Source organism: Pseudomonas sp. C6002, assembly GCF_013385805.1.
Classification (GTDB): Bacteria; Pseudomonadota; Gammaproteobacteria; order Pseudomonadales; family Pseudomonadaceae; genus Aquipseudomonas.
Genome location: NZ_JACAPH010000021.1, coordinates 264920 through 290056, shown reverse-complemented (window position 1 = coordinate 290056; position 25137 = coordinate 264920). Strand labels below are relative to the sequence as shown.

Annotated in this window: 20 protein-coding genes and 1 tRNA gene; 13 read left to right on the top strand and 8 right to left on the bottom strand. The window is 62.3% G+C overall.

Going from position 1 to position 25137, the window contains the following annotated elements; all coding sequences use genetic code 11:
• Positions 1–29 precede the first annotated feature (29 nt).
• Positions 30–887, bottom strand: coding sequence for an IclR family transcriptional regulator (locus HX817_RS15280; protein WP_008433245.1), 858 nt, complete (start codon positions 885–887; stop codon positions 30–32).
• Positions 888–1151: 264 nt separating this feature from the next.
• Between HX817_RS15280 and HX817_RS15275 the strand changes: the two genes are divergently transcribed.
• Genes HX817_RS15275 through HX817_RS15265 form a run of 3 tightly spaced genes read left to right on the top strand, consistent with a single transcriptional unit; the run spans position 1152 to position 4728 of the window.
• Positions 1152–1937, top strand: a complete 786-nt coding sequence (locus tag HX817_RS15275; protein ID WP_010175990.1) for an enoyl-CoA hydratase — start codon at positions 1152–1154, stop codon at positions 1935–1937.
• 2 nt (positions 1938–1939) lie between these two features.
• Complete coding sequence (locus HX817_RS15270; protein WP_177040523.1) at positions 1940–3469, top strand: 3-hydroxyacyl-CoA dehydrogenase; 1530 nt, start codon at positions 1940–1942, stop codon at positions 3467–3469.
• Positions 3470–3495: 26 nt separating this feature from the next.
• Complete coding sequence (locus HX817_RS15265; RefSeq protein WP_003216714.1) at positions 3496–4728, top strand: CaiB/BaiF CoA-transferase family protein; 1233 nt, start codon at positions 3496–3498, stop codon at positions 4726–4728.
• 42 nt (positions 4729–4770) lie between these two features.
• Here HX817_RS15265 and HX817_RS15260 read toward each other — a convergent pair whose 3' ends face one another.
• Complete coding sequence (locus tag HX817_RS15260) at positions 4771–6153, bottom strand: glycerophosphodiester phosphodiesterase family protein (protein ID WP_177040522.1); 1383 nt, start codon at positions 6151–6153, stop codon at positions 4771–4773.
• 176 nt (positions 6154–6329) lie between these two features.
• Between HX817_RS15260 and HX817_RS15255 the strand changes: the two genes are divergently transcribed.
• Positions 6330–6405: transfer RNA gene (locus tag HX817_RS15255), tRNA-Asn, on the top strand.
• A 65-nt stretch (positions 6406–6470) separates the two neighbouring features.
• Here HX817_RS15255 and HX817_RS15250 read toward each other — a convergent pair.
• Positions 6471–6734 (bottom strand): Ada metal-binding domain-containing protein, encoded by a 264-nt coding sequence (locus tag HX817_RS15250; RefSeq protein ID WP_134326030.1) that lies wholly within the window; start codon positions 6732–6734, stop codon positions 6471–6473.
• Positions 6735–6886: 152 nt separating this feature from the next.
• Between HX817_RS15250 and HX817_RS15245 the strand changes: the two genes are divergently transcribed.
• Positions 6887–8932, top strand: a complete 2046-nt coding sequence (locus HX817_RS15245; protein ID WP_177040521.1) for a prolyl oligopeptidase family protein — start codon at positions 6887–6889, stop codon at positions 8930–8932.
• On the opposite strand, the gene HX817_RS15240 is transcribed toward HX817_RS15245, so the two are convergent.
• Complete coding sequence (locus tag HX817_RS15240) at positions 8929–9798, bottom strand: LysR substrate-binding domain-containing protein (RefSeq protein ID WP_177040520.1); 870 nt, start codon at positions 9796–9798, stop codon at positions 8929–8931. The two genes, HX817_RS15245 and HX817_RS15240, sit on opposite strands and share 4 nt — an antisense overlap.
• Before the next feature lie 134 nt (positions 9799–9932).
• On the opposite strand from HX817_RS15240, the gene HX817_RS15235 reads away from it, so the two are divergent.
• The 4 genes from HX817_RS15235 to HX817_RS15220 are packed head-to-tail and all read left to right on the top strand — an operon-like array spanning position 9933 to position 14112.
• A complete protein-coding gene (locus tag HX817_RS15235; protein ID WP_177040519.1) occupies positions 9933–10985 on the top strand; it encodes an agmatine/peptidylarginine deiminase in 1053 nt (350 codons plus the stop codon).
• 4 nt (positions 10986–10989) lie between these two features.
• A complete protein-coding gene (gene aguB, locus HX817_RS15230) occupies positions 10990–11883 on the top strand; it encodes an N-carbamoylputrescine amidase (protein WP_177040518.1) in 894 nt (297 codons plus the stop codon).
• 1 nt (position 11884) lies between these two features.
• Positions 11885–12973 (top strand): extracellular solute-binding protein, encoded by a 1089-nt coding sequence (locus tag HX817_RS15225; protein WP_177040517.1) that lies wholly within the window; start codon positions 11885–11887, stop codon positions 12971–12973.
• 20 nt (positions 12974–12993) lie between these two features.
• Positions 12994–14112: an agmatine/peptidylarginine deiminase gene (locus HX817_RS15220; protein WP_177040516.1), complete on the top strand. Its 1119-nt coding sequence runs from the start codon at positions 12994–12996 to the stop codon at positions 14110–14112.
• Here the strand turns inward: HX817_RS15220 and mug are convergent.
• Both mug and HX817_RS15210 read right to left on the bottom strand, forming a co-directional pair.
• Positions 14094–14624: a G/U mismatch-specific DNA glycosylase gene (mug, locus tag HX817_RS15215; protein WP_177040515.1), complete on the bottom strand. Its 531-nt coding sequence runs from the start codon at positions 14622–14624 to the stop codon at positions 14094–14096. The genes HX817_RS15220 and mug overlap by 19 nt on opposite strands.
• Before the next feature lie 361 nt (positions 14625–14985).
• A complete protein-coding gene (locus tag HX817_RS15210) occupies positions 14986–15372 on the bottom strand; it encodes a MarR family winged helix-turn-helix transcriptional regulator (protein ID WP_003207888.1) in 387 nt (128 codons plus the stop codon).
• A 309-nt stretch (positions 15373–15681) separates the two neighbouring features.
• Between HX817_RS15210 and HX817_RS15205 the strand changes: the two genes are divergently transcribed.
• The 4 genes from HX817_RS15205 (at position 15682) to yghU (ending at position 22440) form a co-directional block, all read left to right on the top strand.
• Complete coding sequence (locus HX817_RS15205) at positions 15682–18870, top strand: efflux RND transporter permease subunit (protein ID WP_008433261.1); 3189 nt, start codon at positions 15682–15684, stop codon at positions 18868–18870.
• Between the two features lies 1 nt (position 18871).
• Positions 18872–20053, top strand: a complete 1182-nt coding sequence (locus HX817_RS15200; protein ID WP_177040514.1) for an efflux RND transporter periplasmic adaptor subunit — start codon at positions 18872–18874, stop codon at positions 20051–20053.
• Positions 20046–21473: an efflux transporter outer membrane subunit gene (locus HX817_RS15195; RefSeq protein ID WP_003207893.1), complete on the top strand. Its 1428-nt coding sequence runs from the start codon at positions 20046–20048 to the stop codon at positions 21471–21473. The genes HX817_RS15200 and HX817_RS15195 overlap by 8 nt, the downstream gene beginning before the upstream one ends.
• A gap of 133 nt (positions 21474–21606) precedes the next feature.
• A complete protein-coding gene (yghU, locus tag HX817_RS15190) occupies positions 21607–22440 on the top strand; it encodes a glutathione-dependent disulfide-bond oxidoreductase (protein ID WP_177040513.1) in 834 nt (277 codons plus the stop codon).
• Positions 22441–22541: 101 nt separating this feature from the next.
• On the opposite strand, the gene HX817_RS15185 is transcribed toward yghU, so the two are convergent.
• Together HX817_RS15185 and HX817_RS15180 are read right to left on the bottom strand one after the other, a co-directional pair.
• Positions 22542–23837: a cation:dicarboxylate symporter family transporter gene (locus HX817_RS15185; protein ID WP_177040512.1), complete on the bottom strand. Its 1296-nt coding sequence runs from the start codon at positions 23835–23837 to the stop codon at positions 22542–22544.
• 91 nt (positions 23838–23928) lie between these two features.
• The gene (locus HX817_RS15180; RefSeq protein WP_003207899.1) at positions 23929–25137 is read right to left on the bottom strand and encodes a pyridoxal phosphate-dependent aminotransferase; all 1209 of its coding nucleotides are present in this window, start codon (positions 25135–25137) and stop codon (positions 23929–23931) included.

The window sequence follows — 25137 nt, the reverse complement described above, 5'->3', positions numbered from 1 at the left end:
CAATCTGCCGAGGCCTTGCACCGATCTGTCTAGCGGGCGGCGGCCTCGATGTTGTTCACCATGTGCTTGAGACGGGGCCCGATGTCGTCCTCGAGTTTCTCCCGGGAAAGGTGAAAACTCGGCCCGCCACAGTTGAACGTCAGCAGCCCATGTTGTGCATGCAGCAGCGGTACGGCGATGGCGTTTACATCGCGGTGCCACTCACCGATCGACATGCAGTAGCCGAAGTCGGTGTAATCCCGGAAGGCACGTTCCAGACCCTTCCTGATGCCCGGCCAGTCCTCCAGATGACGCTGGCGGATATGGTCGAGGATAAATTCCCGCTCGTTTTCCGGCATCGCTGCCAGGCAGGCGCGGCCTGCGGAACTCAAGTGCAACGGCAACCGTGTGCCGACCTGGCGGCGCATGGTCATGTTGGCTTCACCCTGGACCACGTCCAGGTAAACCATGTCCAGGCGGTCCCGCGTGGCCATCGCCACCGCGGCCTGGGCGTACTTGGCCATCGTCTCCATCAGCGGATGGGCCACGGCCCGCACCGACAGGTTCGACAGCATCGCGTAACCGAATGCCATCACGCCCACATCCAGCTGATACCGGCCTGACTGCGGCAGGTGCTTGAGATAGCCCAAGCGGGTCAGCGTGTGGGTCATCCGCGTAATCGTCGGCTTTGGCAGCCCGGTCTTGCGTGCCAGCTCCTGGTTACCCAGCACGCTTTCGCTGGGGGTGAAGCAGCGCAGCAATTCCAGGCCACGGGCCAGGGCGGTGACGAACTGGCGGTCTTTGTCTTCTTCCTCGTCGGCATTCATCGGATCGATCAGCAAGTGCTCGAAGGCGTGGTTGCCGGCAGGTGTTTCGGGTGTGTTCGGGTCCAGGTTTCGACGGCGCATGTTAGTCCCCCTTTTTTTTAGAAAATCAACAAAACAAAATTGTATTCCGCACAGCGAAACTAATCAACTTTGCGTGGCGTTGTCTTTTTGTTTAATAAAACTCGTCTAAACAACGAGTTATAGCCCGATTTATCGAAGGGTCAGGTTTTTACGTTTACATCAAGGCGACTCGGTCCTTATGATTATCGCTAAATACGGAATTTTGTTTCGCATAGCGAAACTGGCGATATCCGAACTAACAAGAACATTGCAGCAGGAGAATTTGTGGCCAGCCTCGACCAACCCGTAGTGCACCTCGACGTCCAGGACAATGGCGTCGCCGTGGTACGCATCCACCGTCCCGAAGTGAAAAACGCCTTGAACGCCCAGGTTCGCGAAGAGCTGGCCGAGCACTTTCGTGCCCTGGCCAAGCGCCGTGATGTGCGCGCCATCGTGCTCACCGGCGGCGACCAGTTCTTCGTGGCCGGTGCCGACATCAAGGAATTCGCCAGCGCCAGCCCGATCGAGATGTATCGCCGCCACACCGAATACCTGTGGGAAGCCATCAGCCGCTGCCCCAAGCCGGTGATCGCCGCGGTGAACGGGTTTGCCCTGGGCGGCGGTTGTGAGCTGGCCATGCATTGCGACCTGATCGTCGCCGGGGAATCGGCGCGCTTCGCCCAGCCCGAGGTCAAGTTGGGCCTGATGCCGGGCGCCGGTGGCACCCAGCGCCTGGTACGCGCCGTGGGCAAGTTCCAGGCCATGCGCATCGCGTTGACCGGCTGCATGGTCAAGGCCCCGGAAGCCCTGGCCATGGGCATGCTCAGCGAAGTGGTGGCCGATGACCAGACCATCCCCCGCGCCCTGGAACTGGCCGCGCAGATCGCCGCCTTGCCGCCACTGGCGGTGGAGCAGATCAAGGAAGTGATGCTGGCCGGCGCCGACCTGCCGCTGGAAAGCGCGCTGGTGTTGGAGCGCAAGGCCTTTCAACTGCTGTTCGATTCGGCAGACCAGAAGGAGGGCGCCGCGGCGTTCTTCGAAAAACGCACCGCGAACTACCTGGGGGAATGACAATGGATGATTCAATCAAGATCATGGGCCTGGTAGGCACCGGCGTGATGGGTGCCGGGATTGCACAGATTGCCGCTCAGGCGGGCGTGTTGGTGCGCTTGTTCGATGCCCGCGACGGTGCTGCGCAAACCGCTCGGGATAACCTCGGCGCCACGCTCTCGAAGCTGGCCGCCAAGGGCAAGATCACCCAGGCAGCGGTGGACGCTGCGCTTGCGAACCTGCAAGTCGCCGCCACCATTGAGGCGCTGCACGACTGCGACCTGGTGGTGGAAGCCATTGTCGAAAACCTCGACGCCAAGCGCGGCCTGTTGCAGCAGCTGGAAGGTGTGGTCAGCGCGGCGTGCATCCTCGCCACCAACACCTCGTCGCTGTCGGTCACGGCCATCGCCACCGGCTGCCGGCACCCTGAGCGGGTCGCCGGGCTGCACTTTTTCAACCCGGTACCGTTGATGCGCGTCGTCGAAGTAATCGACGGCCTGGCCACCGCACCGAAGGTCGGCGATGACCTGTTGGCCTTCGTCGCCCGTACCGGCCATCGCGGCGTGCGCGCCAAGGACACTCCGGGTTTCATCGTCAACCACGCCGGCCGTGCGTACGGCACCGAAGCCTTGAAGATGCTCGATGAAGGCATTGCCGAGCACGGCGACATCGACCGTATCCTGCGTGAAGGCGCAGGCTTTCGCATGGGGCCGCTGGAACTGCTGGACCTCACCGGGCTCGACGTTTCCCACCCGGTGATGGAGTCGATCTACAACCAGTTCTATCAGGACCCGCGCTACAAACCATCGCCCCTGACGCGCCAGATGCTGGTGGGCGGACGCTTCGGGCGCAAGAGCGGACAGGGCTTCTACCGCTATGAAAATGGCCAGGTGGTGGACGGCCCGCAGCCGCAGCCGGTGCCTTCCATCAAGCAATTCCCGCCGGTATGGATCGCCACCGAAAACGCCGAAGACTACGAGCGCCTCAGCGCCCTGGTGATCGAGTTGGGCGCACACCTTGAAAGCGCGGCGCAGCCTTCGCCTGAAGCGTTGTGCCTGCTGGCGCCCTACGGTCTCGACGCCACCTCGGCCAGCGAGCGCTTCCACACTGACCCGGCACGCACCCTGTGCATCGACCTGCTGACCGACCTGTCGCGCCACCGCACCCTGATGCAAAACCCGCTGACGTCCACCGCCACCCGCGATGCCGCCCACGCGTTGCTCGCCAATGACGGTGTAGGTGTGACAGTGATCAGCGACAGCGTCGGCTTCGTTGCCCAGCGCACCCTGGCGATGGTGGTCAACCTGGCCTGCGACATTGCTCAGCAACGCATCGCCAGCGTCGACGACATTGACCAGGCCGTACAACTCGGCCTGGGTTATCCACAAGGCCCGCTCGCCTGGGGCGATGCCCTCGGGCCACGGCGCATCCTCACGATTTTGCAACGCATGAGCGAACTCACCCACGACCCACGTTATCGCCCCAGCCCCTGGCTGCGGCGGCGTGCCGTGCTGGGGATTTCCCTGCGTCATGAAGAGCCGGCAGTCGGCTGATTTCGATTCATCACAGGACAAGAATAATGGGTGCATTGACAGGTTTGCGGGTGCTGGACTTAAGCCGGGTATTGGCCGGGCCCTGGTGTGGCCAGGTGTTGGCCGACCTGGGCGCGGAAGTGATCAAGATCGAACGGCCACAGAGTGGCGACGATACCCGCGGCTGGGGCCCGCCGTGGATGAAGACCGACACCGGCGAGTCGTCCGGGCAGGCGTCTTATTACCAGTCCACCAACCGCGGCAAACTATCCGTGGCCATTGACCTGGCCACCAGCGAAGGCCAGGAACTGGTGCGGGCCCTGGCGGCCAGCTCCGACGTACTGATCGAAAACTACAAGGCCGGTTCCCTGGCGCGTTATGGCCTGGATTACGCGACCCTGGCCGAGATCAATCCACGGTTGGTGTACTGCTCCATCACCGGCTTCGGCCAGACCGGCCCGCGCGCCGAAGAACCCGGCTACGACTTCATTATCCAGGGCATCGGCGGCCTGATGAGCATCACCGGCGAACGCGACGACCTGCCCGGCGGCGGCCCGCAAAAAGTCGGCGTGGCGTTCTCCGACCTGATGACCGGCCTGTATTCCACCGTCGCGATCCAGGCCGCACTGCTCAGCCGCGAACGCACCGGCGTTGGCCAACACATCGACATGGCGCTGCTGGACGTACAAGTGGCAACCCTGGCCAACCAGAGCATGAACTACCTGGCCTCGGGCAAGGTGCCGCAGCGTTTCGGCAACGCCCACGCCAACATCGTGCCGTACCAGGTATTCCGCGCCGCCGACCGCGACTTCATTATTGCCTGCGGCAACGACAGCCAGTTTGTAGCGCTGTGCCACAGCATCGGTTTGCCGCACCTGCCGGAAGACCCGCGCTTTCGGCGCAATGCCGATCGGGTTGCGCATCGGGCGGAGATTGTCGAACTGTTGTCGGCGCACTTCCTGGGGCGCACGGCGGACGAGTGGGTGGCGAGTATTCACGCCTCGAAAGTACCGGTGGGGGCGATCAACAACATCGCGCAATCCCTGGAAGAGCCGCAGGTGATTGCCCGTGGGTTGATGGTGAAGATCCCGCATCCCAGGAATCCGCAGTTCGAGATGGTCGGCAGCCCGATCAAGATGTCGGGCACGCCGGTAGAGTATGTAAGGCCGGCGCCGATGTTGGGGCAGCATACCGATGAGGTACTGGGCGAGCGCCTCGGGTTGTCGGCAGAGCAGTTGGGGCAGCTCAAGGCAGGAGGGGTGATTGAGCAACTCGACTGAAGGATGGCGGCCCATAAGGCCGCCATCTTTGCGCACGACTTTTTAGCGCGCGACTTCTTTAAGGTAGGCAGTTCGGGCCGCAACGGCAGTCGGCGTGAAATCCGTAAACACACCGTCAACACCGGCGCGGAAAAAGGCCATGTATTCCGCCGCCGGGTTGCCCTTGTAGGCACCTGCCAGGTATTTGGCTTCGTTGCGGAAGGTGAAAATATGCACGAACAGGCCGGCCTTGTGCGCATCGCTGATCAGGCTGGTGGGCTTGAAGGTATCGACCTCGGGCAAGCCGGGGTTATGCGCTGAAGCGGCAGTCAGCGACATCGCTTGCGGCTTCCATGGCCCGATGCCGTCGGCGTAGGTCTTGACCTCGGCCAGCCCGGCCGGGGTCAGCATCGCACCAAAGGCGCGTGGGTCGCCGGCGACGGTCCAGCTGTAGGGGCGGCCGCTGACGAAGGTGTTGGGTTTGTCGGTGATGAAAATGGTCTCGCCGGTCTTGAAGTTCACCCCGTTCCCATCCACCAGTTGAACCGCCCTGGTTTGCAGGCCGATGGAGCGCAGGTATTTCAGGCTGTTCGGGTCGAAGCTCTGCACGAACACCGGCGCGTCTTTGCGATTGAGGTTGTTGTCTTCAAGGGTCTTGAGAAACGCCGCTTCGAACGGATGACTGCCCGGCGCGCCGCAGCCGTTGGCGATGGCCTGGGCATTGTTCCAGATCGGGTTCTTGCTTTCCGGGTAGGTGGTAATCACGCGGCCCGTGGCGGCGCTTTTGGCTTTCGCGATGTCGATCACTTCCTGGAAACTCAGGATCGGCAGCTTGCCGTTGAGTTCGGTCGGGCGCTCGTCGCGGGCGTCGTACGTCGTGCCGCCGATCCATTGCTTGAGTTCGGCCAGGGTGAAATCGCTGATTGACCAGTCGTTGGTATGGTCTTCGCCATCCACGATCAAGGACTTCAACACGGATTTTGGATCGTTGGGGTCAGTCAGATCACTCAGGTACTGGGCCGGGCCATTTTCTGCAGTGGCCGGATACCTGACGTTAACCAGTACACCCGGCACCGTGCGCTTGCGGCGTGCAACTTCGGGATTGGTCTTCGCGACGTCGCTGATGTTGGTGTTGTCGCTCAACCAGGGATTGTGCCGGGCCACCAATACACAGTCCTTGGTCATGTGCAGGTCCAGCTCCAGCGAATCCGCACCAGCGTCGGCTGCATGCTCGTAGGAGGCCCGGGTTTCTTCCGGGTACAGTCCTGGCAGGCCGCGATGGCCGATAACCAGCGGCGGTGCACCGTCCAGGGTTTTGAACGAAGCAGGCGCGACAGGCGCGTTCCTGGTCACACTGTCGCACGCGCTCACCGTCAGGCTGCATCCGATAACGATAAAACGGGCAAGCAGGGTTTTTACCGCTGGCGGGCCTGAGCGAGTGTGCATGTGTCGTCCTTCAAGAAGAGGGTAGGGGCGGGGTATCTGCGGATGTTGGCGTTGACGTATGACAGCGTCGTGACAGGAAGTGGCGTGGTGATTTTCCAGCGCGGCGCACCTGGGGTGAAGCAAAAATCTCACTGAATGCTTGACTTCTCCTTTTCAATCAGTAACATACGGCGCATTCCGCGATAGCTCAGTTGGTAGAGCAAATGACTGTTAATCATTGGGTCCCTGGTTCGAGTCCAGGTCGTGGAGCCAGATAGTAAAAAAGCCTGCAGCGATGCAGGCTTTTTTTTGCCTGGAATTTGTCCCGGACACTCGATTCAGGCGTGCCCTCGAAACAGACGATATTCGGCAGGCATGCACACCGCACAAGGACGAAATCCCGCGGCGACAGCCGTCGCTTCATCGAGAAAAAACACGCGATTTTTCACGTAGCCGCCACGCGCAATGGCTCCCAGCGCCGCACGACAGTCGAGCTTTCCATAGCGCTTGCCGCCTCGGTGACCGCCCAGCGTTCCCGGCTCGAGGCTTGGGTAGGGTTTTGCATCTGCGCCCATCAGCATCCACACGTTTTTGTCAGCCATCGCCTGTCCTCCTGCCGTAGCAGCCTGCGGTACCTCCGCCATGTATCGCCGATCAGATCGGGTAACACACCCGGTTTCTTGCTTTTTTTATCACTCAAAAAGGCTCAAAGTCGGGCACGCTATCCATTTCTGCTTTTCGACAGGATTCGAACATGTCAAAACTTCCCGAAACGTCCAACGATCCCTACCAATGGCTTGAAGACGTCGACGGCACGCGTTCACTGGACTGGGTACGCGCCCAGAACCTCAAGACCGAAGACCGGCTCGCCCGCTCCGACAGCTTCAAGCAGATCAAGGCCGAGGTGCTGGAGATACTGGACTCGGACAGCAACATCCCCTACGTCGATAAGGTCGGCGCCTATTACTACAACTTCTGGATGGACGCCGCCCAGCCGCGGGGCCTGTGGCGTCGCACCACGCTGGCGGAGTACCGCAAGCCTCAACCTGCCTGGGAAACGTTGCTGGACCTTGACGCACTGAACGCCGCCGAAGGCGAAAACTGGGTGTGGCACGGTGCTGATTTCTTGCGCCCGGACTACCAGCGCTGCCTGCTGGCGCTGTCCCGTGGCGGCGCCGATGCGAATGTCACCCGCGAGTTTGATCTGGCCAGCAAGACCTGGGTCGAAGACGGCTTCCAGTTGCCCGAGTCCAAGGGCGGCCTGGGCTGGATCGACCGTGACAACGTCTATGTCTATACCGATTTTGGTGAAGGGTCGATGACCCGTTCCGGTTACCCGCGCATCGTCAAGCAGTGGCAGCGCGGTACGCCGTTGAGTGCCGCCAGTCTTGTCTATGAAGGCGCGCTGGATGATATGTACATCGCGGCGATGCACGACGACACGCCCGGCTACGAGCGTGACTTCGTCAGCCGCACGCTGGCGTTCTACAACAACGAGCTGTACCTGCGGGGCAGCGACAACCAGTTAAGCAAAATCGACGCGCCGAACTCAGCGGAAAAGTCGGTGTACAAAGACTGGCTGCTGCTGGAACTGCGGGAGGACTGGACGCTTGATGAAGTGTTTGTGGCCGGCTCGTTGCTGGCGATCCGGTTTGATCGCTTCATGGCAGGCCAGCGGGATTTCGAGGTGCTGTTCACCCCTACGGACAGCACCTCGCTGGCAGGGTTTTTCTGGACGCTGAATCACCTGGTGCTGAACGTACTGGATCACGTCAAGAACCGCCTCAGCGTCCTCACTCCCGGCGCGAACGGCTGGCAGCACAGCCCGTTCACCGGGGCGCCGAGCATGGGGACGGTGAGTGCCAGCGCAGTGGACAGCGACGACAGTGATGCCGTCTGGCTGGTGACCACTGACTACCTGACGCCGACCACCTTGTCGCTGGCCGAGATAGGTCATCCGCCCGAGGTACTGAAAACCCTGCCGGCCTTTTTCGATTCCAGCCAGCACGTGATCGAGCAGCACTTTGCGGTCTCCAGGGACGGCACTCGTGTGCCGTATTTCCTGGTGCTCGGCAAAGACCTGCCGCGCAACGGCACGGCGCCGACCTTGCTCTATGGCTACGGCGGGTTTGAATACTCCCTGACCCCGTATTACTCCGGTAAGGCAGGCCGCGCCTGGCTTTCGAAGGGCGGGGTGTACGTGGTTGCCAACATTCGCGGTGGCGGTGAATACGGCCCGCGCTGGCACCAGGCCGCACTCAAGCAGAACCGTCCGCGCGCCTACGAAGATTTTGCCGCAGTGGCCCGTGACCTGATCGACCGTGGGATTACTTCGCCCCGACACCTGGGCGCGGAGGGTGGCAGCAACGGTGGTCTGTTGGTCGGCAATATGCTTACTCAATACCCGGAACTGTTCGGTGCAATCGTCTCCCAGGTGCCCTTGCTCGACATGCAGCGCTATCACCTCCTGTTGGCCGGGGCGTCGTGGATGGGGGAATACGGCAACCCGGACGTACCTGAAGAGTGGGCGTACATCCAGACGTTTTCTCCATACCACCTGTTCGATCCGGCGAAGGCCTACCCACCGGTGTTTTTCCTGACCTCGACCCGCGATGACCGGGTGCATCCAGCCCACGCCCGCAAGCTGGCGGCGAAGATGATCGAGGCCGGCAAGGACGTGACGTACTACGAAAATATCGAAGGTGGGCACGGCGGGGCGGCAGACAATGCACAGGCTGCGCATATGAGTGCGCTGGTCTACAGCTTTTTGTGGGAGAAGCTGAGCGTCAGCCGCGACTAACCGGCGCCGGCAGTTGCCAGATTGCCGATCAACCATTCACTGAAGCACCGTGCCAGCGGGTTGTTCTCGCTGTCACGGTGGGTCAGCAAGGCCCAGTTTGGGCCGCGAATGGTTGCCTCTACCAGCGGCTGCAATAGCCCGCTCTCCAGCGCCTGGCGACTCAATAACCGGCTGACCAGCGCAATCCCCAACCCCGTACACGCCGCATCCAGCAACAGCCCTGGGTCAGAGAAATTCAGCCCCTGATCCTTCTGCCCCACATCAATCCCGGCCTCTACCGCCCAATGGCTCCAATCCATCTCCCGCTCGCCGTGGAGGGTGGTGCGTTGCTCCTTGGGCAGTGCCAATACGCGCGGATGGCACGCCGGGAACAGGCGGTCGGCATGCAGCACCTTGAAGGTGCATTCGGCCTGGGAACTGATGTCGTCGCGCACGGCGAGGTCGATGGTCTGGCTGGCCATGTCCGGGACTTCGTCGGTGCTGAATATCCACAGGTCCACTTCCGGGTGCTGGCGGCGGAAATCCTCCAGGCGCGGCAACAGCCAGTGGCGGGCGAAGGTCGGCGTGGTGTTGAGTACCAATTGATTGGGTTTGCGGTACTGCCCCAGGCGACGGACCCCCACGGCCAATTGCTGCAATAACGCCTGCGTCGTGCTGAGGAAATCGTGCCCGGCATCGGTCAGGCTGACGCTGCGCCCGCTGCGGAAAAACAGCGGCTGTTCCAGGTACGCCTCAAGGCTGCGAATTTGCTGGCTGATTGCCGATTGGGTGAGGTGCAGTTCCTCGGCGGCCTTGTGGAAACTGCCCAGCCGGGCGGCGGCTTCGAAGCCGCGGAGGGTGCCCAAGGGCGGCCAATGGTTAAGCATGCTGATAAGTTCCTCTAATCAGTTTTCCACAAAATCCATCGTTTGTTTGCCCGTTTTTACAGCCGTAGCATGCATGCCAAGACCTCGCAGGCAATTTTCATTGAACACAATGACTTAACTAAAGGGTGTTTGTCATGCAGCAGAATGAAATTCAGGACAGTGGCTGGTGGATGCCGGCGGAGTGGGCCAGGCATGCGGCGACGTGGATGGTCTGGCCGCATAACCAGGCGCTTTGGGAGTCTGGCTGGGGCGTTACGTTGCCACTGGTGCAGGAGGACTTTGCCCGTGTCGCCAATGCCATCGCGCGTTTTGAACCGGTGAAAATGATCGTCGATCCTTCGGCCGTCGCCAGCGCCAGGGCATTGTGCGGGCCGAACATTGCACTGATCGAAGTGGCGGTGGACGACAGTTGGTGTCGCGACTCCGGCCCAAGCTTTGTGTGCCACCCGCAACAGGGCCTCGCCGGTGTGAGCTGGCGCTTCAATGCATGGGGCGGCAAGTCGGCCCATGACCTGGACGAAAGCCTGGCCCGCCGCGTGCTCAATCATATGGGCATGGAATGCTTCGGCACGCCGTTGAGCAACGAAGGCGGCGCGTTTCATGTAGACGGCGAGGGCACGTTGATTACCACCGAATCGGTGTTGCTCAACCCCAACCGTAACCCTGGGGTGACCAAGGCCGAGATCGAGGAAGTTTTTACGCGGCTATTGGGGGTGAAAAAAACCATCTGGCTGCCAGGCGACCCCGACCACGTGACCGGTGACATGACCGACGGCCATGTCGATGGCGTGTGTGCATTCGCCCGCCCGGGCGCATTGCTGGTGGATGCCACCCACGACAAGCACTCGGTGTACGCCGAAGTGGTACGGGAAAACCGTCGCGCCCTGGCATTGGCCACCGATGCCAGGGGGCGCCGGTTCGAGATGATCGACCTGTACGAAGCCACCGACGCGGTGGACACCGAGGCCGAAGTGTTTTGCGCCTCCTACACCAACTTCTACATCGCCAACCACGCGATCATCATGCCCGCCTACGGCATTGACACCGACCAGGTGGCCGCCGATGTCCTGGCCCGTGCTTTCCCCGGGCGCGTGGTGGTGCCGGTACAAATCAATCACCTGGCCCACGGCGGCGGCGGGGTGCATTGCATCACCCAGCAGCAACCCGCCTGGCCGGTGAAGGGGTGATGCCATGTCAGTGCTAACGATTGCCGTCACGCAAATGCCCTGCACCTGGGACCTGCCCAGGAATCTGGATCTGGCCGAACAATTGGTGCGTGATGCGGCCAGCAAAGGCGCCCAAGTGATCCTGCTGCAGGAGCTGTTTGCCACCCCGTATTTTTGCATCGAGCAGCATCACAAACACCTGGCGCTGGCACAGGAATACCGGCACAGCACGGTGCTCAAACGCTTCGCCGCCCTGGCCCGGGAATTGGGCGTGGTGCTACCTCTCAGTTGGTTCGAAAAGGCCGGCAATGCCTGTTTCAACTCCCTGAGCGTGGCCGATGCAGATGGGCAGTTACTCGGGGTGTATCGCAAGACCCATATCCCCAACGCCATCGGTTATCAGGAGAAGGAATACTTCAGCCCCGGCGATACCGGATTTCGGGTCTGGGACACGGCATTTGGGCGCATCGGCCTGGGCATCTGCTGGGATCAGTGGTTTCCCGAAACCGCACGCTGCCTGGCGCTGATGGGCGCCGAAGTGCTGCTGTTTCCCACGGCCATCGGTTCGGAGCCGGGTTGCACGACCCTGGATTCCCGGGATCATTGGCAGATGACCATGCGTGGGCATGCGGCTGCCAACCTCGTGCCGGTGATCGCTTCGAACCGTGTCGGCCGCGAGGTGGCGACCACCGACCCGACCTTGCAGATGGACTTCTACGGCTCGTCCTTCATCTGCAATCACAAGGGCAAGCTGCTCGCCGAAGCGGATCGCGACAGCACCGGTGTGCTGGTGCACCGCCTGGACCTGGCGGCGGTGCGTGAGGACCGCCTGACCTGGGGCATCTACCGCGACCGTCGCCCGGAAATGTATGGCGGGCTGTTGAGTCTGGATGGTCACCACACCTACCGAGGGCTTTGACATGAAGATGCCTTGCACGCTGTTGCTTTGCTGCCTGGCGCTGGCGCCGTCGCTGCACGCTGAAGAAAAGACCCTGAAGCTCTACAACTGGGCCGATTACTTCGCCGAGGACACGTTGTCGCGTTTCACCGCCGAAACCGGGATCAAGGTGATCTACGATGTGATGGACGGCAGCGAAACCCTGGAGGCCAAGCTGATGGCCGGCGGCAGCGGATATGACCTGATCTTCCCTGGCGACACCGTGGGCGAACGGCTCATGCGTGCGGGCAGCCTGCAACCGCTGGATCAGTCCAGGCTCACCGCCCTGAATGATATCGAGCCCGGTTTGCAGAAGCTGCGCACGCACTACACCTACTCGAACACCGCCACCGTTCCCTACACCTGGGGCACCATCGGCCTGACCTACAACACAGAGCAAATCAAGCAGCGCCTGCCGGACGCGCCGGTCAATAGCCTCGACCTGTTGTTCAAGCCGGAGCTGGCCGCCAGGTTCGCCGACTGCGGGATTTCCCTGATCGACTCGCCGGACGAAGTGCTGGCGGTAGCACTCAACTATTTGGGGCGTGACCCACGCAGTGCCAAGCCGGCAGACCTGGCCGCCGCCAGCGAGCTATTGCTCAAGCTGCGGCCTTACATTCGCAAGTTCCAGTCGCAACCGGTGACCGACCTGGTGAACGGCAATCTGTGCCTGTCCCTCGGCTACAGCGGCGACATGACCCAGGCGCAGCGGGCGGCGGATGCTGCCGGCAAAAAGGTCAGGTTCGACTATCACATCCCCCGTGAGGGCACCACGGTGTGGATGGACACCATGGCGATCCCTGTCGATGCGCGGCATCCGGAGTATGCCTACGCGTTCATCAATTTCGTGATGCGCCCGGAGAACATGGCCGCCATCAGCAACTTCACCGGCTACCCCACCGCGCATGCCAGGGCACGCCCGCAGGTGGATCCGGCGATGCGTAACAATCCGCAGATCTACCCGGGCGAGGCCACGTTCGAGCGCCTGATCCCGGGTAAGGACATTCCCCAGGCGGACATGCGTGCGCGCATGCGGGTCTGGACCAAGTTCAAGACCGCTTCGGTCAAATGATTCAACTTCCAGAGGCACCTATGGCAACACGTCGCGAATTCATCAAACAGGTATCGGTGGTCGCCACCCTGGGTGCAGCCGCGTCTTTCGGGTTGGGTCCAGGCTGGGTACAGGCCGCCAAAAAGGGGAACGGGATCATGCCGGACGAAGGTGAAAAACATCAGCAAGCGTTCATCGCCTTTGGCGCGCAGGAGGCCATTCACGAAGACTTCACGCCGGATGTGCAAGAAGCGCTGGGCCGGATCGCCCGCGCCATCGCCCGTCACGAGCCGGTGACCGTGTTCTGCCGCGAGGAGGAGCGGGTGCTGGCCGAAGAAAAATGCGGCACCCACAACACCACATTCGTGGTCACGGAGCTGGACGACATCTGGATGCGCGACACCGGCGCCAATTTTGTCGTCGATGGCCAGGGCGGGTTGGGTGCGGTGGATTTCAACTTCAACGGCTGGGGCAATAAACAACAGCACGCCGAGGATGCGCTGTTGGCCGCCCTGGTGGCTGAAGTCACCGAGGCCCAGCCGATTCGCAGCGAACTGGTGGGCGAGGGCGGCGCCATCGAGGTGGATGGCCACGGCACCGGGATCATGACCGAAAGCAGCTGGATCAATGCCAACCGCAATCCCGGCTGGAGCAAGGCGGATGTCGAGACCGAGCTGAAGGAACGCCTGGGCCTGCGCAAAATCATCTGGCTGCCGGGCATCAAGGGCAAAGACATCACCGATGCCCACGTCGATTTTTATGCACGCTTCGTCAAGCCAGGCGTGGTGATTGCCAACCTCGACACCGACCCCGAATCCTATGATCACAAGGTCACGCTGGCGCACCTCGACATCCTCAAGCAGGCCACCGATGCTGACGGCCGGTCGCTGCAGGTGCACACCGTGTCGCCACCGCTTAATCCACGCAAGAGCCGGTTCAGTCGGAACAATCCGGATTTCGCACCGGGTTATATCAACTACTTCGTCATCAATGGGGCTGTGATTGCACCCGAGTTCGGCGACAAGTTGGCCGACGCAAAAGCCTTTGAGCTACTGTCCAGGCTCTACCCGGAGCGCGAGGTGGTGCAGCTCAATATCGATGCAATCGCGGCGGGTGGTGGTGGGATTCATTGTGTGACCAGTCACCAGCCGATGGTATAGGCAGGGGCGGCCAATGCCAGCTTCAGATGACGGTACGCCTGGACCAGCTGGGCCTGGGTAAAGCCCAGGTTTCTCCCGCTGGGATTGGGCAGAACCCACACAGCTGCATGCCCCAGGGTATGCGGTTGAAGCCCCCAGGCAATCTGCTTCTGCCCGCTCAACGCGCTATAGGCGGCCTTTCCCAGAAACGCCACATACCGTGGCGCATAACGTGCGATCTTGCGTTCAAAACTAGCCGCCGCCGCCCTGAATTCATCCGCCGACAACTGGTCCGCCCGGGCCGTAGGCCGCTCCACCACCGTGGTCAGTCCGCATTGGTATTGCAGGATCGTGCGGTCGTTCTCCGGCTGCACTTCATGGGGCGTAAACCCGGCCAGGTGCAGCGTGCGCCAGAACCGATTGCTCCTGCCCATGAAGTGATGTCCGGTGGTGGCGGCCTTCAGCCCCGGGTTTATGCCGCAGAAAATCACGGCCAGGTCTTTGGTCAGAATGTCTTCGAGTGTTTCGTTCATGCTGAGTCTCAGGCAAGTGTCTTTCACGACGTTGGGAAAAACACAGGGGCGGTCTGGCGTATCGCGTTAGTCGGGATACCCTGTGAACCTGTTCAGGCTATCTTTACAGCGGCCATCATGGTTAACGGGGCCCGCAGGTCAACAGCAGAGCTGCTTTATGTGGGAGCGGGCTTGCTCGCGAAAAAACCGAGAACGCCGCGTTGAATCAGGATGCCAGCGTCATCGTTGACGACCTTCGCGAGCAAGCCCGCTCCCACATTTGACTGTGCCCGCTCTTGATTTTGATCTTGGGCGGCCCGCGGAGTAATGCCGGCAAGAGCGGAACCAATATCAGCCATTACCTAAATAACCGATATGCCCCCTAACCCAACAACGCCCGAGCAAACTCATCAGACGCAATAAAGTCCATGGCCTTACGCAACTCGCAAGCCGCCTCAGCCCCAAACACCTCATCAAACCGCACCGCCATCTGCCTGGACACCACCCGCGCCTCTTCGTACTTACGCTGCCCCGCGTCGGTCAACAGCACCCGCCGGCTGCGGCGGTCCAACTCATCCACCCGCAACACCACCAGCCCATCCCGCACCAGCGGCTTGAGCGTATGCCCCAGGGCTGACAAATCCATCACCAACGACTGCGCCAGGTCGCGCATCTTCGGAGCGTCCCCATTGGCGATGTGGTTCATCAGCGAATACTGGGTGGCCTTCAAACCAAACGGCGCAAACGCCTCGTCATAGATCTGCGCCATACGACGGGACGCGCGCCGCACGGCTCCGTTGGAACAGGTGCTCGGGCTATTCAGGACAGGCGGTGCGCATTTCACAGGCTGATCACTCGCTACAGATCAAGGGTTAACCGAACGTTAATCCGGCAAGATGAATATTGACACATGCTGCAACAAATTAGTTGCGTATGCCACTAAACGCTATATCGTGGCATATGCCTCTATTTTGACCGGATGTCAGTGCAGTTGGCCCGGAACACAGACGGGCGGGGCAGGAGGGAAGCGCTGTTCGGTACCTCCTTCAGTCATCAACTTCCTGTCTGGATCACATCTATGCTCAACCTCGTGCGCATCGCATTGCGGCGCCCCTATACCTTCCTGGTATTGGCTATTTTCATTCTGATTGTGGGCCCGCTCGCTGCCTGGCGTACACCGACCGACATCTTCCCCGAAATTCGCATCCCCGTGATTGCCGTGATCTGGCAGTACACCGGCTTGCCACCCGACCAGATGGCCGGCCGCATCACCTCGCCGTTCGAGCGGGTGCTGACCACCACGGTCAACGACATCCGCCATATCGAGGCGCAATCGCTGAACGGCTACGGCATCGTCAAGGTGTTCTTCCAGCCGGGAGTCAACATCAGTACGGCCAACGCGCAGATGACTTCGGTGTCCCAGGCCATCCTGCGTCAACTGCCGCCGGGCACCACGCCGCCGCTGATCCTCAACTACAGCGCCTCGACAGTGCCGATCGTGCAGTTGGCGTTGTCCGGCAAAGGCCTCAGCGAACAGAAACTCGGTGACCTGGGCCTCAACACCGTGCGCCTGATGCTGACCACGGTGCCCGGTGCCGCACTGCCATACCCGTTCGGCGGCAAGACCCGCCAGGTGCAGATCGACCTCGACTCCGCACGCATGCAGGCCCGTGGTCTCTCGGCGCAGGACGTGGCCACTGCCCTGGCCACGCAGAACCTGATCACCCCGGTGGGCACGCAAAAGATCGGCAGCTACGAGTTCAACCTGCAACTGAACAACTCGCCGACGGACTTCCACGACCTGGAAAACCTGCCGATCAAGACCGCCGACGGCACCACCGTGTTGATTCGTGACGTGGCCACGGTGCGTGACGGCAACCCGCCGCAGACCAACATCGTGCACGTCAACGGCAACCGCTCCGTGCTGCTGCCGGTGCTCAAGACCGGTTCGGCCTCGACCCTCGGGGTCATCGCCGGGATCAAGGACAAACTGGCCGACAACAAAGGCGCCTTGCCGCCCAACCTGAATATCGACCTGATCGGCGACCAGTCGCTGTTCGTGCGCTCGGCCATCAGCGGCGTCGCCCGGGAAGGGATCATCGCGGCCGCGTTGACCAGCCTGATGATCCTGTTGTTCCTCGGTAGTTGGCGCTCCACGGTGATCATCGCCACGTCGATCCCGCTGGCCATCCTGTCGTCGATTGCCACGCTGTCGGCGCTCGGCGAAACCCTCAACATCATGACCCTCGGCGGCCTGGCATTGGCGGTGGGGATCCTGGTGGATGATGCTACGGTGACCATCGAAAACATCAACTGGCACCTGGAACAGGGCAAGCCGGTGGAGACGGCGATCCTCGACGGCGCGGCGCAGATCGTCACGCCGGCGTTCGTGTCGCTGCTGTGTATCTGCATCGTGTTTGTGCCGATGTTTTTCCTGGAAGGCGTGGCGCGCTTCCTGTTTGTGCCGATGGCCGAAGCGGTGATCTTCGCGATGATCGCCTCGTTCATCCTCTCGCGAACCCTGGTGCCGACCCTCGCCAATTACCTGCTCAAGCCTCACGAACATCATGCGGACGGTACGCCGGTGGTGGCGCCGTCGAGCAACCCGCTGGTGAAATTCCAGCGCGGGTTCGAGCGCCAGTTCGAGGCGTTTCGCGGGGTTTACCACGGGGCATTGGAGAGTGCCTTGCACCACCGTCGTATCGCGGTGATCGCGATGCTGGCGTTCGTCGCCGTGTCGTTTGCGCTGGTGCCATTCCTGGGTCGCAACTTCTTCCCCGACGTCGACTCCGGGCAGATCCTGTTGCATGTGCGTGCACCGATCGGCACGCGGGTCGAGAGCAATGCGCGGCTGGTCTCGCAGATCGAGAACACCATTCATAACGTGATCGAGCCCCGGGAGCTGGCGGCCATCGTCGACAATATCGGCCTGGCCATCAGCGGGATCAACGTGGCCTACAACAACACCGGCACCGTGGGTTCACAGGACAGCGACATCCAGATCAGCCTGAAAGAGGGCCATCGTCCCACCGCCGAATACATGCGCGAACTGCGGGAGCGGCTGCCCCGTGAATTCCCGAATGCGGTGTTCTCGTTCCCGGCTTCGGACATCGTCGGGCAGATCCTCAACTTCGGTTCTTCGGCGCCGGTGGATGTGCAAGTCAGCGGCAATAACCTGCCCGCCAACTTCACCTACGCCAGCACGTTGCTGCGGGAAATCCGGCGGGTGCCGGGTGTGGTGGATGCGCGTATCCAGCAGTCGCGGCAACTGCCCACGTTCAAGATCGATGTGGACCGTACCCAGGCCCAACTGGTGGGCCTGAACGAGCGCGATGTGACCAACAGCCTGGTGGTCAACCTGGCGGGTTCCAGCCAGGTGGCGCCGACGTTCTGGCTCAACCCGGCCAACGGCGTGTCTTATCCGATTGTGATGCAAACCCCGCAGTACGGCCTCGACACCCTGGCCGCCCTGCATAACCTGCCGTTGAGCGGCAGCCCCGGTTCGGCGCAAGACCAGACCCTCGGCGGCCTGGCGTCCATCGAACGCAGCCACGCGAACTCGGTGGTGACCCAGTCGGACATCCAGCCGGTGGTCGAGGTGTTGACCGCAATCCAGGGCCGCGACCTCGGTGCCGTTGCCGCCGACATCCAGAAGATCATCGCCGCCCACGCCAGCGAAGTGCCCACCGGCTCCAAGGTGCTGTTGCAGGGCCAGGTGCAAACCATGAACGCGGCCTTCAGTGGCTTGCTGTTTGGCCTGCTTGGCGCGGTGGTGCTGATCTACCTGCTGATCGTGGTCAACTTCCAGTCCTGGGCTGACCCGTTCGTGATCATCACCGCCTTGCCGGCGGCGCTCGCGGGCATCGTGTGGATGCTGTTCATCACCCACACGCCGCTGTCGGTACCGGCGCTGACCGGGGCGATCATGTGCATGGGCGTGGCCACCGCCAACGCCATCCTCGTGGTGAGCTTCTGCCGCGAACGCCTGGCCGTGCACGGGGATGCGGTGCAGGCGGCGCTTGAAGCCGGCTTTACCCGTCTGCGCCCTGTATTGATGACCGCGATTTCGATGATCATCGGCATGGCGCCGATGGCGCTGAGCCTGGGGGAGGGCGGCGAACAGAACGCCCCGCTGGGCCGCGCGGTCATCGGCGGGCTGGCCTTCGCCACCATTGCCACGTTGTTCCTGGTTCCGCTGATTTTCAGTCTTGTGCACGGGCGGCGTCAGCACGCCACGCTTGCGACCACCGCCACTCAAGGGGTTTGACATGTCTGCTTCCGTTTCCAATCCGGGTTCGCCCCGCCGTAAATCCCGTGGTCTGCTCTGGCTGTTGCTCGGGCTGGTGGTCCTGGTTGCCGTGGTGGTATTCGGCATCGGTGTGCGCGCCAGCGAATCCCATGACCTGAAAACCTGGACCGATGCCCAGGCGTTGCCCAGCGTGATCCTGATCACCCCGAGCGTGCAGCCCCAGGGTCCGATCCTGAACCTGCCGGGGCGTCTTGAGGCGTATTCGCGGGCGTCGATCTTTGCCCGGGTCAATGGCTACCTCAAGACCTGGAACGTCGACATCGGCGACCACGTGAAGGCCGGGCAACTGCTGGCCGAAATCGACACGCCGGAGCTCGATCAGCAACTGCTGCAAGCCAAGGCCGTGCTGGCTTCGGCCCAGGCCGACGAGTCGCTGGCACAGACCACCGCCAAGCGCTGGCAGGCGATGCTTTCGTCGGACTCGGTGTCGCGCCAGGACGTGGATGAGCGCACCGGCGACCTGACTGCCAAGCAGGCCAAAGTGGTCGCGGCCAAGGCCAACGTCGACCAGTTGGTTGCCACCAAGGGCTTCCAGCGCTTGACTGCGCCGTTCGCCGGCGTGGTCACTGCACGCTCCACCGATGTGGGGGCGCTGATCAGTGCCGGTGGTGCCACTGGCAAAGAGCTGTTCGCGGTCTCTGACGTCAGCCGCCTGCGGGTGTATGTGCAGGTGCCGCAGTCGTCGGCGCCGCAGATCCAGGTGGGCACCGTGGCACGTCTGAGCGTGCCGGAGTACCGCGGTGAAACCTTCAACGCCAAGGTGATCGCCACTGCCGATGCGGTGAACGCCGCGTCCGGCAGCACCCTGGTGCAACTGTTGGTGGAGAACCCCGGCAGCCGCCTGTTGCCGGGCGGCTACACCAGCGTGCAGTTCACCTTGCCGATGCAGACCGACGTGCTGCGCTTGCCTGCCAGCGCCCTGGTGTTCGATGACAAGGGCATGCGCGTGGCCACCCTCGACGCGAATAATCATGTGCACTTCAAGACCGTGACCATCGCCCGGGACTTCGGTGACAGCGTGGAAATCGGCAGCGGCCTGGTCGCCACCGACCGCGTGATCGACACCCCGCCCGACGGCCTGGCCGACGACGATTCGGTGCAACTGGCCGCCAATCCCGTGGAGGCCAAACCCCATGGCTAAGCGCACTTGCCTGGTATTGGTCGCGACCCTGGGCCTGGGCGCCTGCCATCTTGCGCCGCCGCTGGACGTGCCGGAGGTACCCATCGCCGCGCAGTTCCATACCCAGGGACCGTGGACCGTCGGCACGCCGAACGACCAGGCGAGTCGCGACGGTTGGTGGCACATCTACAAGGACCCGCAACTGGATGCGATGGAGCAGCAGTTGCTGCAAAGCAACCCGGACTTGAGCGCGGCACTGGCTCACTATTCCCAGGCCCAGGCGTTTTTGGCCCAGGCGCAATCCGGGCTGTTTCCAAAGCTGATCGGTTCCAGCAATGCCCAGCGCATTCGCCAGTCGGACACCCGGCCACTGCGCTCTGCCAGCCCGCCGAATGTTTACGATTCCGGGACAGTGGGGGTCGAACTGGACTATGAAGTCGACCTCTGGGGCCGTGTGCGCGACACCGTTGCCGCCGGCACCAGCGACGCCCAGGCCGCCAAGGCCGACCTGGCTTCGGTGCGTCTGAGCTTGCAGGCGCAATTGGCCGACAGCTACATCCGCCTGCGTGGTATCGACCGGCAAGACCAGTTGCTGCAGGAAACCAGCGATGCCTATGCCAAGGCTTTGAGCCTGACCGAAGGCTTGCACGGCGGCGGTATCGTCTCCGGGCTGGACGTGGCGCGGGCGCGTACCCAACTGTCGACGGTCAAGTCGCAGCTGAGCCAGAATTTGGTGCAGCGTGCAGTGCTTGAACACTCGATAGCGGCGATGCTGGGTGAGTCCGCATCGACCTACGCGATTGCCCCAAGCGTCGCGGATATCGCCTTGCCCGGCGTGCCCACCGGTGTACCGTCTACGCTGTTGCAGCGTCGGCCGGACATCGCCGCTGCCGAGCGCCGGATTGCCTCGGCCAATGCGCGCATAGGGGTGGCGAAAGCCGCCTGGTTCCCGGCCCTTACCCTGAGTGCCCAGGGAGGTTTCCAGAGTGATGAGTTCGCGCACTTGTTGAGCGCGCCCAACATTTTCTGGGCCATCGGCCCGTCGCTGGTGGGGACGATTTTTGACGGCGGCGCGCGCCAGGCCGGGGTGGACAGTGCCAAGGCGGCAACCGATGAAGCCGCGGCCAAGTATCGTGGTGTAGTGTTGACCGCGTTCGAGCAGGTGGAGAACAACCTCTCGATCATCTCCGGGCTCGACACCGCCCTGGTGGATCAGCGCGATGCGGCGGCAGCCGCGCAGTACGCCGAGGACTTGTCCCTGGCACGCTATCGCCAGGGTGGCGCGGCGTACCTGGACGTGGTGACGGCGCAGGTAGCGTCGTTGCAGGCACAGCGCACGGTGCTGGATCTGCAGACTCAACAGTTAAGCGCCAACGTAGGGCTGATCAAGGCACTGGGTGGCGGCTGGAATATGGCCCAACTGGCCCAAAAGAACCTGTAGGAGCGAGCTTGCTCGCGAAGGTCGTCAACGATAACGCGAGCATCCTGAAAGAACACGGCGCCCTCGAGTTTTTCGCGAGCAAGCTCGCTCCTGCCGTTAGTTGTTGTGAACATTGAATCCAAGGAGTAGTGGCATGACTGATTACGTACCGCCAAAAGTCTGGACCTGGAAGACCCAAAACGGCGGCACCTTCGCCAGCATCAACCGGCCCATTGCCGGCGCGACCCACGACAAGGAATTGCCGGTAGGCCGTCATCCGTTGCAGCTGTATTCGTTGGCAACGCCCAATGGCCAGAAGGTCACGATCCTGCTGGAAGAGCTGCTGGCCCTGGGTCACAAGGGTGCCGAATACGATGCGTGGTTGATCAAGATCGGTGACGGCGACCAGTTCGGCAGCGGCTTCGTCGGCGTGAACCCGAACTCGAAGATTCCCGCGCTGCTGGACCGCAGCGGGCCCAAGCCGATTCGGGTGTTCGAGTCGGGTGCGATCCTGCAGTACCTGGCCGAGAAGTTCGGCGCGTTCCTGCCCACCGAACCGGCGGCCCGTGCCGAATGCCTGTCGTGGTTGTTCTGGCAGATGGGCAGCGCGCCGTACCTGGGCGGTGGCTTCGGGCATTTCTATGCCTACGCGCCGACCAAGATCGAATACGCCATCGACCGCTTCGCCATGGAAACCAAGCGCCAACTGGACGTACTGGACAAGCAATTGGCCGAGCACGAATACATTGCCGGGGATGAGTACACCATCGCCGACATGGCGATCTGGCCGTGGTACGGCGGCCTGGTGAAAGGCCGCTTGTATGAGGCGGGGGAGTTTCTCTCGGTGCAGGATTACAAGCACGTCGTGCGCTGGGCCAATGCCATCGAAGCGCGGCCGGCGGTGCAGCGTGGGCGCCGGGTCAACCGTGTGTCGGGCGAGCCGTCAGAGCAACTGCGCGAGCGGCATGACGCGTCGGACCTCGACTGACCCACCACACCCACCCTTGTGGCGAGGGAGCTTGCTCCCGCTGGGCTGCGCAGCAGCCCCAAAACCTGCGCCCACTTTCTACCTGAAAGAATGCGGGCTGCTTATTGGGGCCGCTTCGCGGCCCAGCGGGAGCAAGCTCCCTCGCCACAGGTTTCAGCGGTGCCTTCACGGCGTTCCCACTTGGCAATCACCAGCGGTGCCAGGGCATTGCCCAGCACGTTCAACGCGGTGGTCGGCATTTCCATCAGGCGATACACCCCGGCGATGAAGGCGATGCCCTCCAACGGCAAGCCCGCACTCGCCAGGGTCGCCGACAGAATCACGAACATGAACCCCGGCACCCCGGCCGCGCCCTTGGATGTCAGCACCATGGTCACCACCAGCAGGGCCTGGTCGCCCAGGCTCAGGTCAATACCATACAACTGCGCCACAAACAGCGTGCCGATCCCCAGGAACAGCGACGCACCGTCCAGGTTGAACGAATACCCCACCGGCACCACAAAGCTCACCAGTGAAGGCGGCACGCCGTAGGTTTCGAGTTTCTTCATCAGTTGCGGCATCACCGCCGCCGAACTGGCGGTGGAGAACGCCAGAATCAGTTCGTCCTTGATATGTCGCATCAACGCAAACAGGTTGATCCCGCACAGCCGCGCCACCAGGTTGAGCACCACCAGCACGAAGAACGCAATCGACACGTAGCTGACCAGGATCAGCTTGGCCAACGGCAACAGCGAGCTGAACCCGAAGTTGGCCACGGTCACTGCGATCATCCCGAACACGCCGATGGGCGAATAGGCCATGATCATCGACGTGACCTTGAACATCGCCTCCGACACCCCGCGCAGCAGGGCAATCACCGGGTCCTTGCGCTCGGCCGGCAGGCGCGAAACCCCGAGGCCAAACATCACCGCGAAGAACAGCACCGACAGCAGGCTGCCCTGGGCCATGGCGTTGATGACGTTGTCCGGGATGATCCCGACAATGATCTGCCCCAGGCTGTGGCCGCCGCCGGCGCTGCTGGTGGGCAAGGTCACGGCACTCGCTTGCAGGCTGGCCAGTTCGGTACCGGCACCCGGCTTGAGCAGGTTGCCCATCACCAGCCCGACGATGATCGCCAGGGTGGTGATGCAGAAGAAATAGCCCAGGGACTTGGCCCCGATGCGTCCCAGGGATTTACCGTCACCGTGCCCGGCAATGCCCACCACCATGCAGGCAAACACGATGGGCACGACGATCATCTTCATCAGCTTGATAAAGATATCGCCCGCCGGTTGCAGCAGGTTGTCCACCAGCCACGGCCGGGATTCGGGAAAACGGTGCAGCAGGGCGCCGATGGCGATGCCGGCGAGCAAGCCGATCAGGATTTGCCAGACCAGCGCGATGCGGGGCTTGTGCATGGGAATGCCTCATTTATATCAATGATTATGAGTGTTGTTCTAGGCAGTCAATGAGCGGCCATCCCTGGCCGCCGGGTGGGGCGGGAATCCGTCAGCGCAATCGATGGCACGCTTCATTCAGGCGACGGCAACCTTCTTCAATCACGTCAAGCGAGCTGGCGAAAGACAGGCGGATATACGGCGACATGCCGTACGCCGCGCCGCTTACGGTGGCCAGGCCGTGTTCCCGCAGCAGGTGCTCGGCCAGTTGGGTGTCACTGTCGATCCGCTCGCCGTGGGCGGTGGTCTTGCCCATCAGCCCGGCGACGTTGGCGAACACGTAGAACGCGCCATCCGGTGGCGTGAAGCTCACGCCGGGAATGTCTTCGAGCAGGCCCAGCATGCGTTCGCGGCGTTGCTGGTACACCTCGCGCATCCCGGCGATGGGCGCCTGATCGCCAGCGAAGGCGGCCACTGCGGCAGCCTGGCTGAGGGAACTGGGGCAGGTGGTGGTTTGCGAAAGCAGCTTGGCAATGGCCGCGATCAGCCAGGCCGGGCCGGCACCGAAACCCAGGCGCCAGCCGGTCATGGCGTAGCCCTTGGAGGCGCCGTTGACGATCAGCGTGCGCGGCTTCAGGTCCGGTGCGAGCCGGGTCAGGGAAACGTGGCGGGCATCGTCGTAGACGAAGTGCTCGTAGATCTCGTCCGCCATGATCAGCACATGGGGATGGCGCCGCAGCACCGCGGCCAGGGCCAGCAGTTCGGCCTCGTTGTACACCGCGCCGCTGGGGTTGTTCGGGCTGTTGAGGATCACCCATTTGCTGCGCGGGGTGATCGCTTGTTCCAGGGCCTGAGGCGACAGCTTGAACCCCAGTGACTCGTCGCCGGGAATGATCACCGGCGTCGCGTCATTCAGCCGTGCGATGTCCGGGTACGACACCCAATACGGCGTGTGCACGATGACTTCATCGCCGCGATTCAGGGTCGCCGCCAGGGCGTGATAAATGATGTGCTTGCCACCGCACCCGGCGATCACTTCGTCCAGCCCATAGTCCAGCTGGTTATCCCGCTTGAGCTTGAGGCAGATCGCCTGGCGCAGGGCGAGGGTGCCGCTGGTGGCGGTGTAGTGGGTGTCGCCACCGTGCATCGCGGCACTGGCTGCTTCGAGGATATGCGCGGGTGTATCGAAGTCCGGCTCGCCCACGGTGAAGTTGACGATGTCCCGGCCCTGGGCGCGCAGTTCGCTGACCAGTGCATTGGCGGCGATGCTCGGGGAGGGCGCGATGCCCAGCACCCGGTCGGACAGAAAGGCAGTGCTCAT

Coding starts and splice junctions, on each gene's coding strand:
- HX817_RS15265 (WP_003216714.1), top strand. CDS start 3,496: ATGGGTGCATTGACAGGTTTGCGGGTGCTGGACTTAAGCCGGGTATTG.
- HX817_RS15270 (WP_177040523.1), top strand. CDS start 1,940: ATGGATGATTCAATCAAGATCATGGGCCTGGTAGGCACCGGCGTGATG.
- HX817_RS15205 (WP_008433261.1), top strand. CDS start 15,682: ATGCTCAACCTCGTGCGCATCGCATTGCGGCGCCCCTATACCTTCCTG.
- HX817_RS15185 (WP_177040512.1), bottom strand. CDS start 23,837: ATGCACAAGCCCCGCATCGCGCTGGTCTGGCAAATCCTGATCGGCTTG.
- HX817_RS15200 (WP_177040514.1), top strand. CDS start 18,872: ATGTCTGCTTCCGTTTCCAATCCGGGTTCGCCCCGCCGTAAATCCCGT.
- HX817_RS15280 (WP_008433245.1), bottom strand. CDS start 887: ATGCGCCGTCGAAACCTGGACCCGAACACACCCGAAACACCTGCCGGC.
- HX817_RS15210 (WP_003207888.1), bottom strand. CDS start 15,372: ATGGCGCAGATCTATGACGAGGCGTTTGCGCCGTTTGGTTTGAAGGCC.
- aguB (WP_177040518.1), top strand. CDS start 10,990: ATGTCAGTGCTAACGATTGCCGTCACGCAAATGCCCTGCACCTGGGAC.
- HX817_RS15245 (WP_177040521.1), top strand. CDS start 6,887: ATGTCAAAACTTCCCGAAACGTCCAACGATCCCTACCAATGGCTTGAA.
- HX817_RS15260 (WP_177040522.1), bottom strand. CDS start 6,153: ATGCACACTCGCTCAGGCCCGCCAGCGGTAAAAACCCTGCTTGCCCGT.
- HX817_RS15180 (WP_003207899.1), bottom strand. CDS start 25,137: ATGAGCACTGCCTTTCTGTCCGACCGGGTGCTGGGCATCGCGCCCTCC.
- HX817_RS15235 (WP_177040519.1), top strand. CDS start 9,933: ATGCAGCAGAATGAAATTCAGGACAGTGGCTGGTGGATGCCGGCGGAG.
- HX817_RS15225 (WP_177040517.1), top strand. CDS start 11,885: ATGAAGATGCCTTGCACGCTGTTGCTTTGCTGCCTGGCGCTGGCGCCG.
- HX817_RS15250 (WP_134326030.1), bottom strand. CDS start 6,734: ATGGCTGACAAAAACGTGTGGATGCTGATGGGCGCAGATGCAAAACCC.
- HX817_RS15195 (WP_003207893.1), top strand. CDS start 20,046: ATGGCTAAGCGCACTTGCCTGGTATTGGTCGCGACCCTGGGCCTGGGC.
- mug (WP_177040515.1), bottom strand. CDS start 14,624: ATGAACGAAACACTCGAAGACATTCTGACCAAAGACCTGGCCGTGATT.
- HX817_RS15240 (WP_177040520.1), bottom strand. CDS start 9,798: ATGCTTAACCATTGGCCGCCCTTGGGCACCCTCCGCGGCTTCGAAGCC.
- yghU (WP_177040513.1), top strand. CDS start 21,607: ATGACTGATTACGTACCGCCAAAAGTCTGGACCTGGAAGACCCAAAAC.
- HX817_RS15220 (WP_177040516.1), top strand. CDS start 12,994: ATGGCAACACGTCGCGAATTCATCAAACAGGTATCGGTGGTCGCCACC.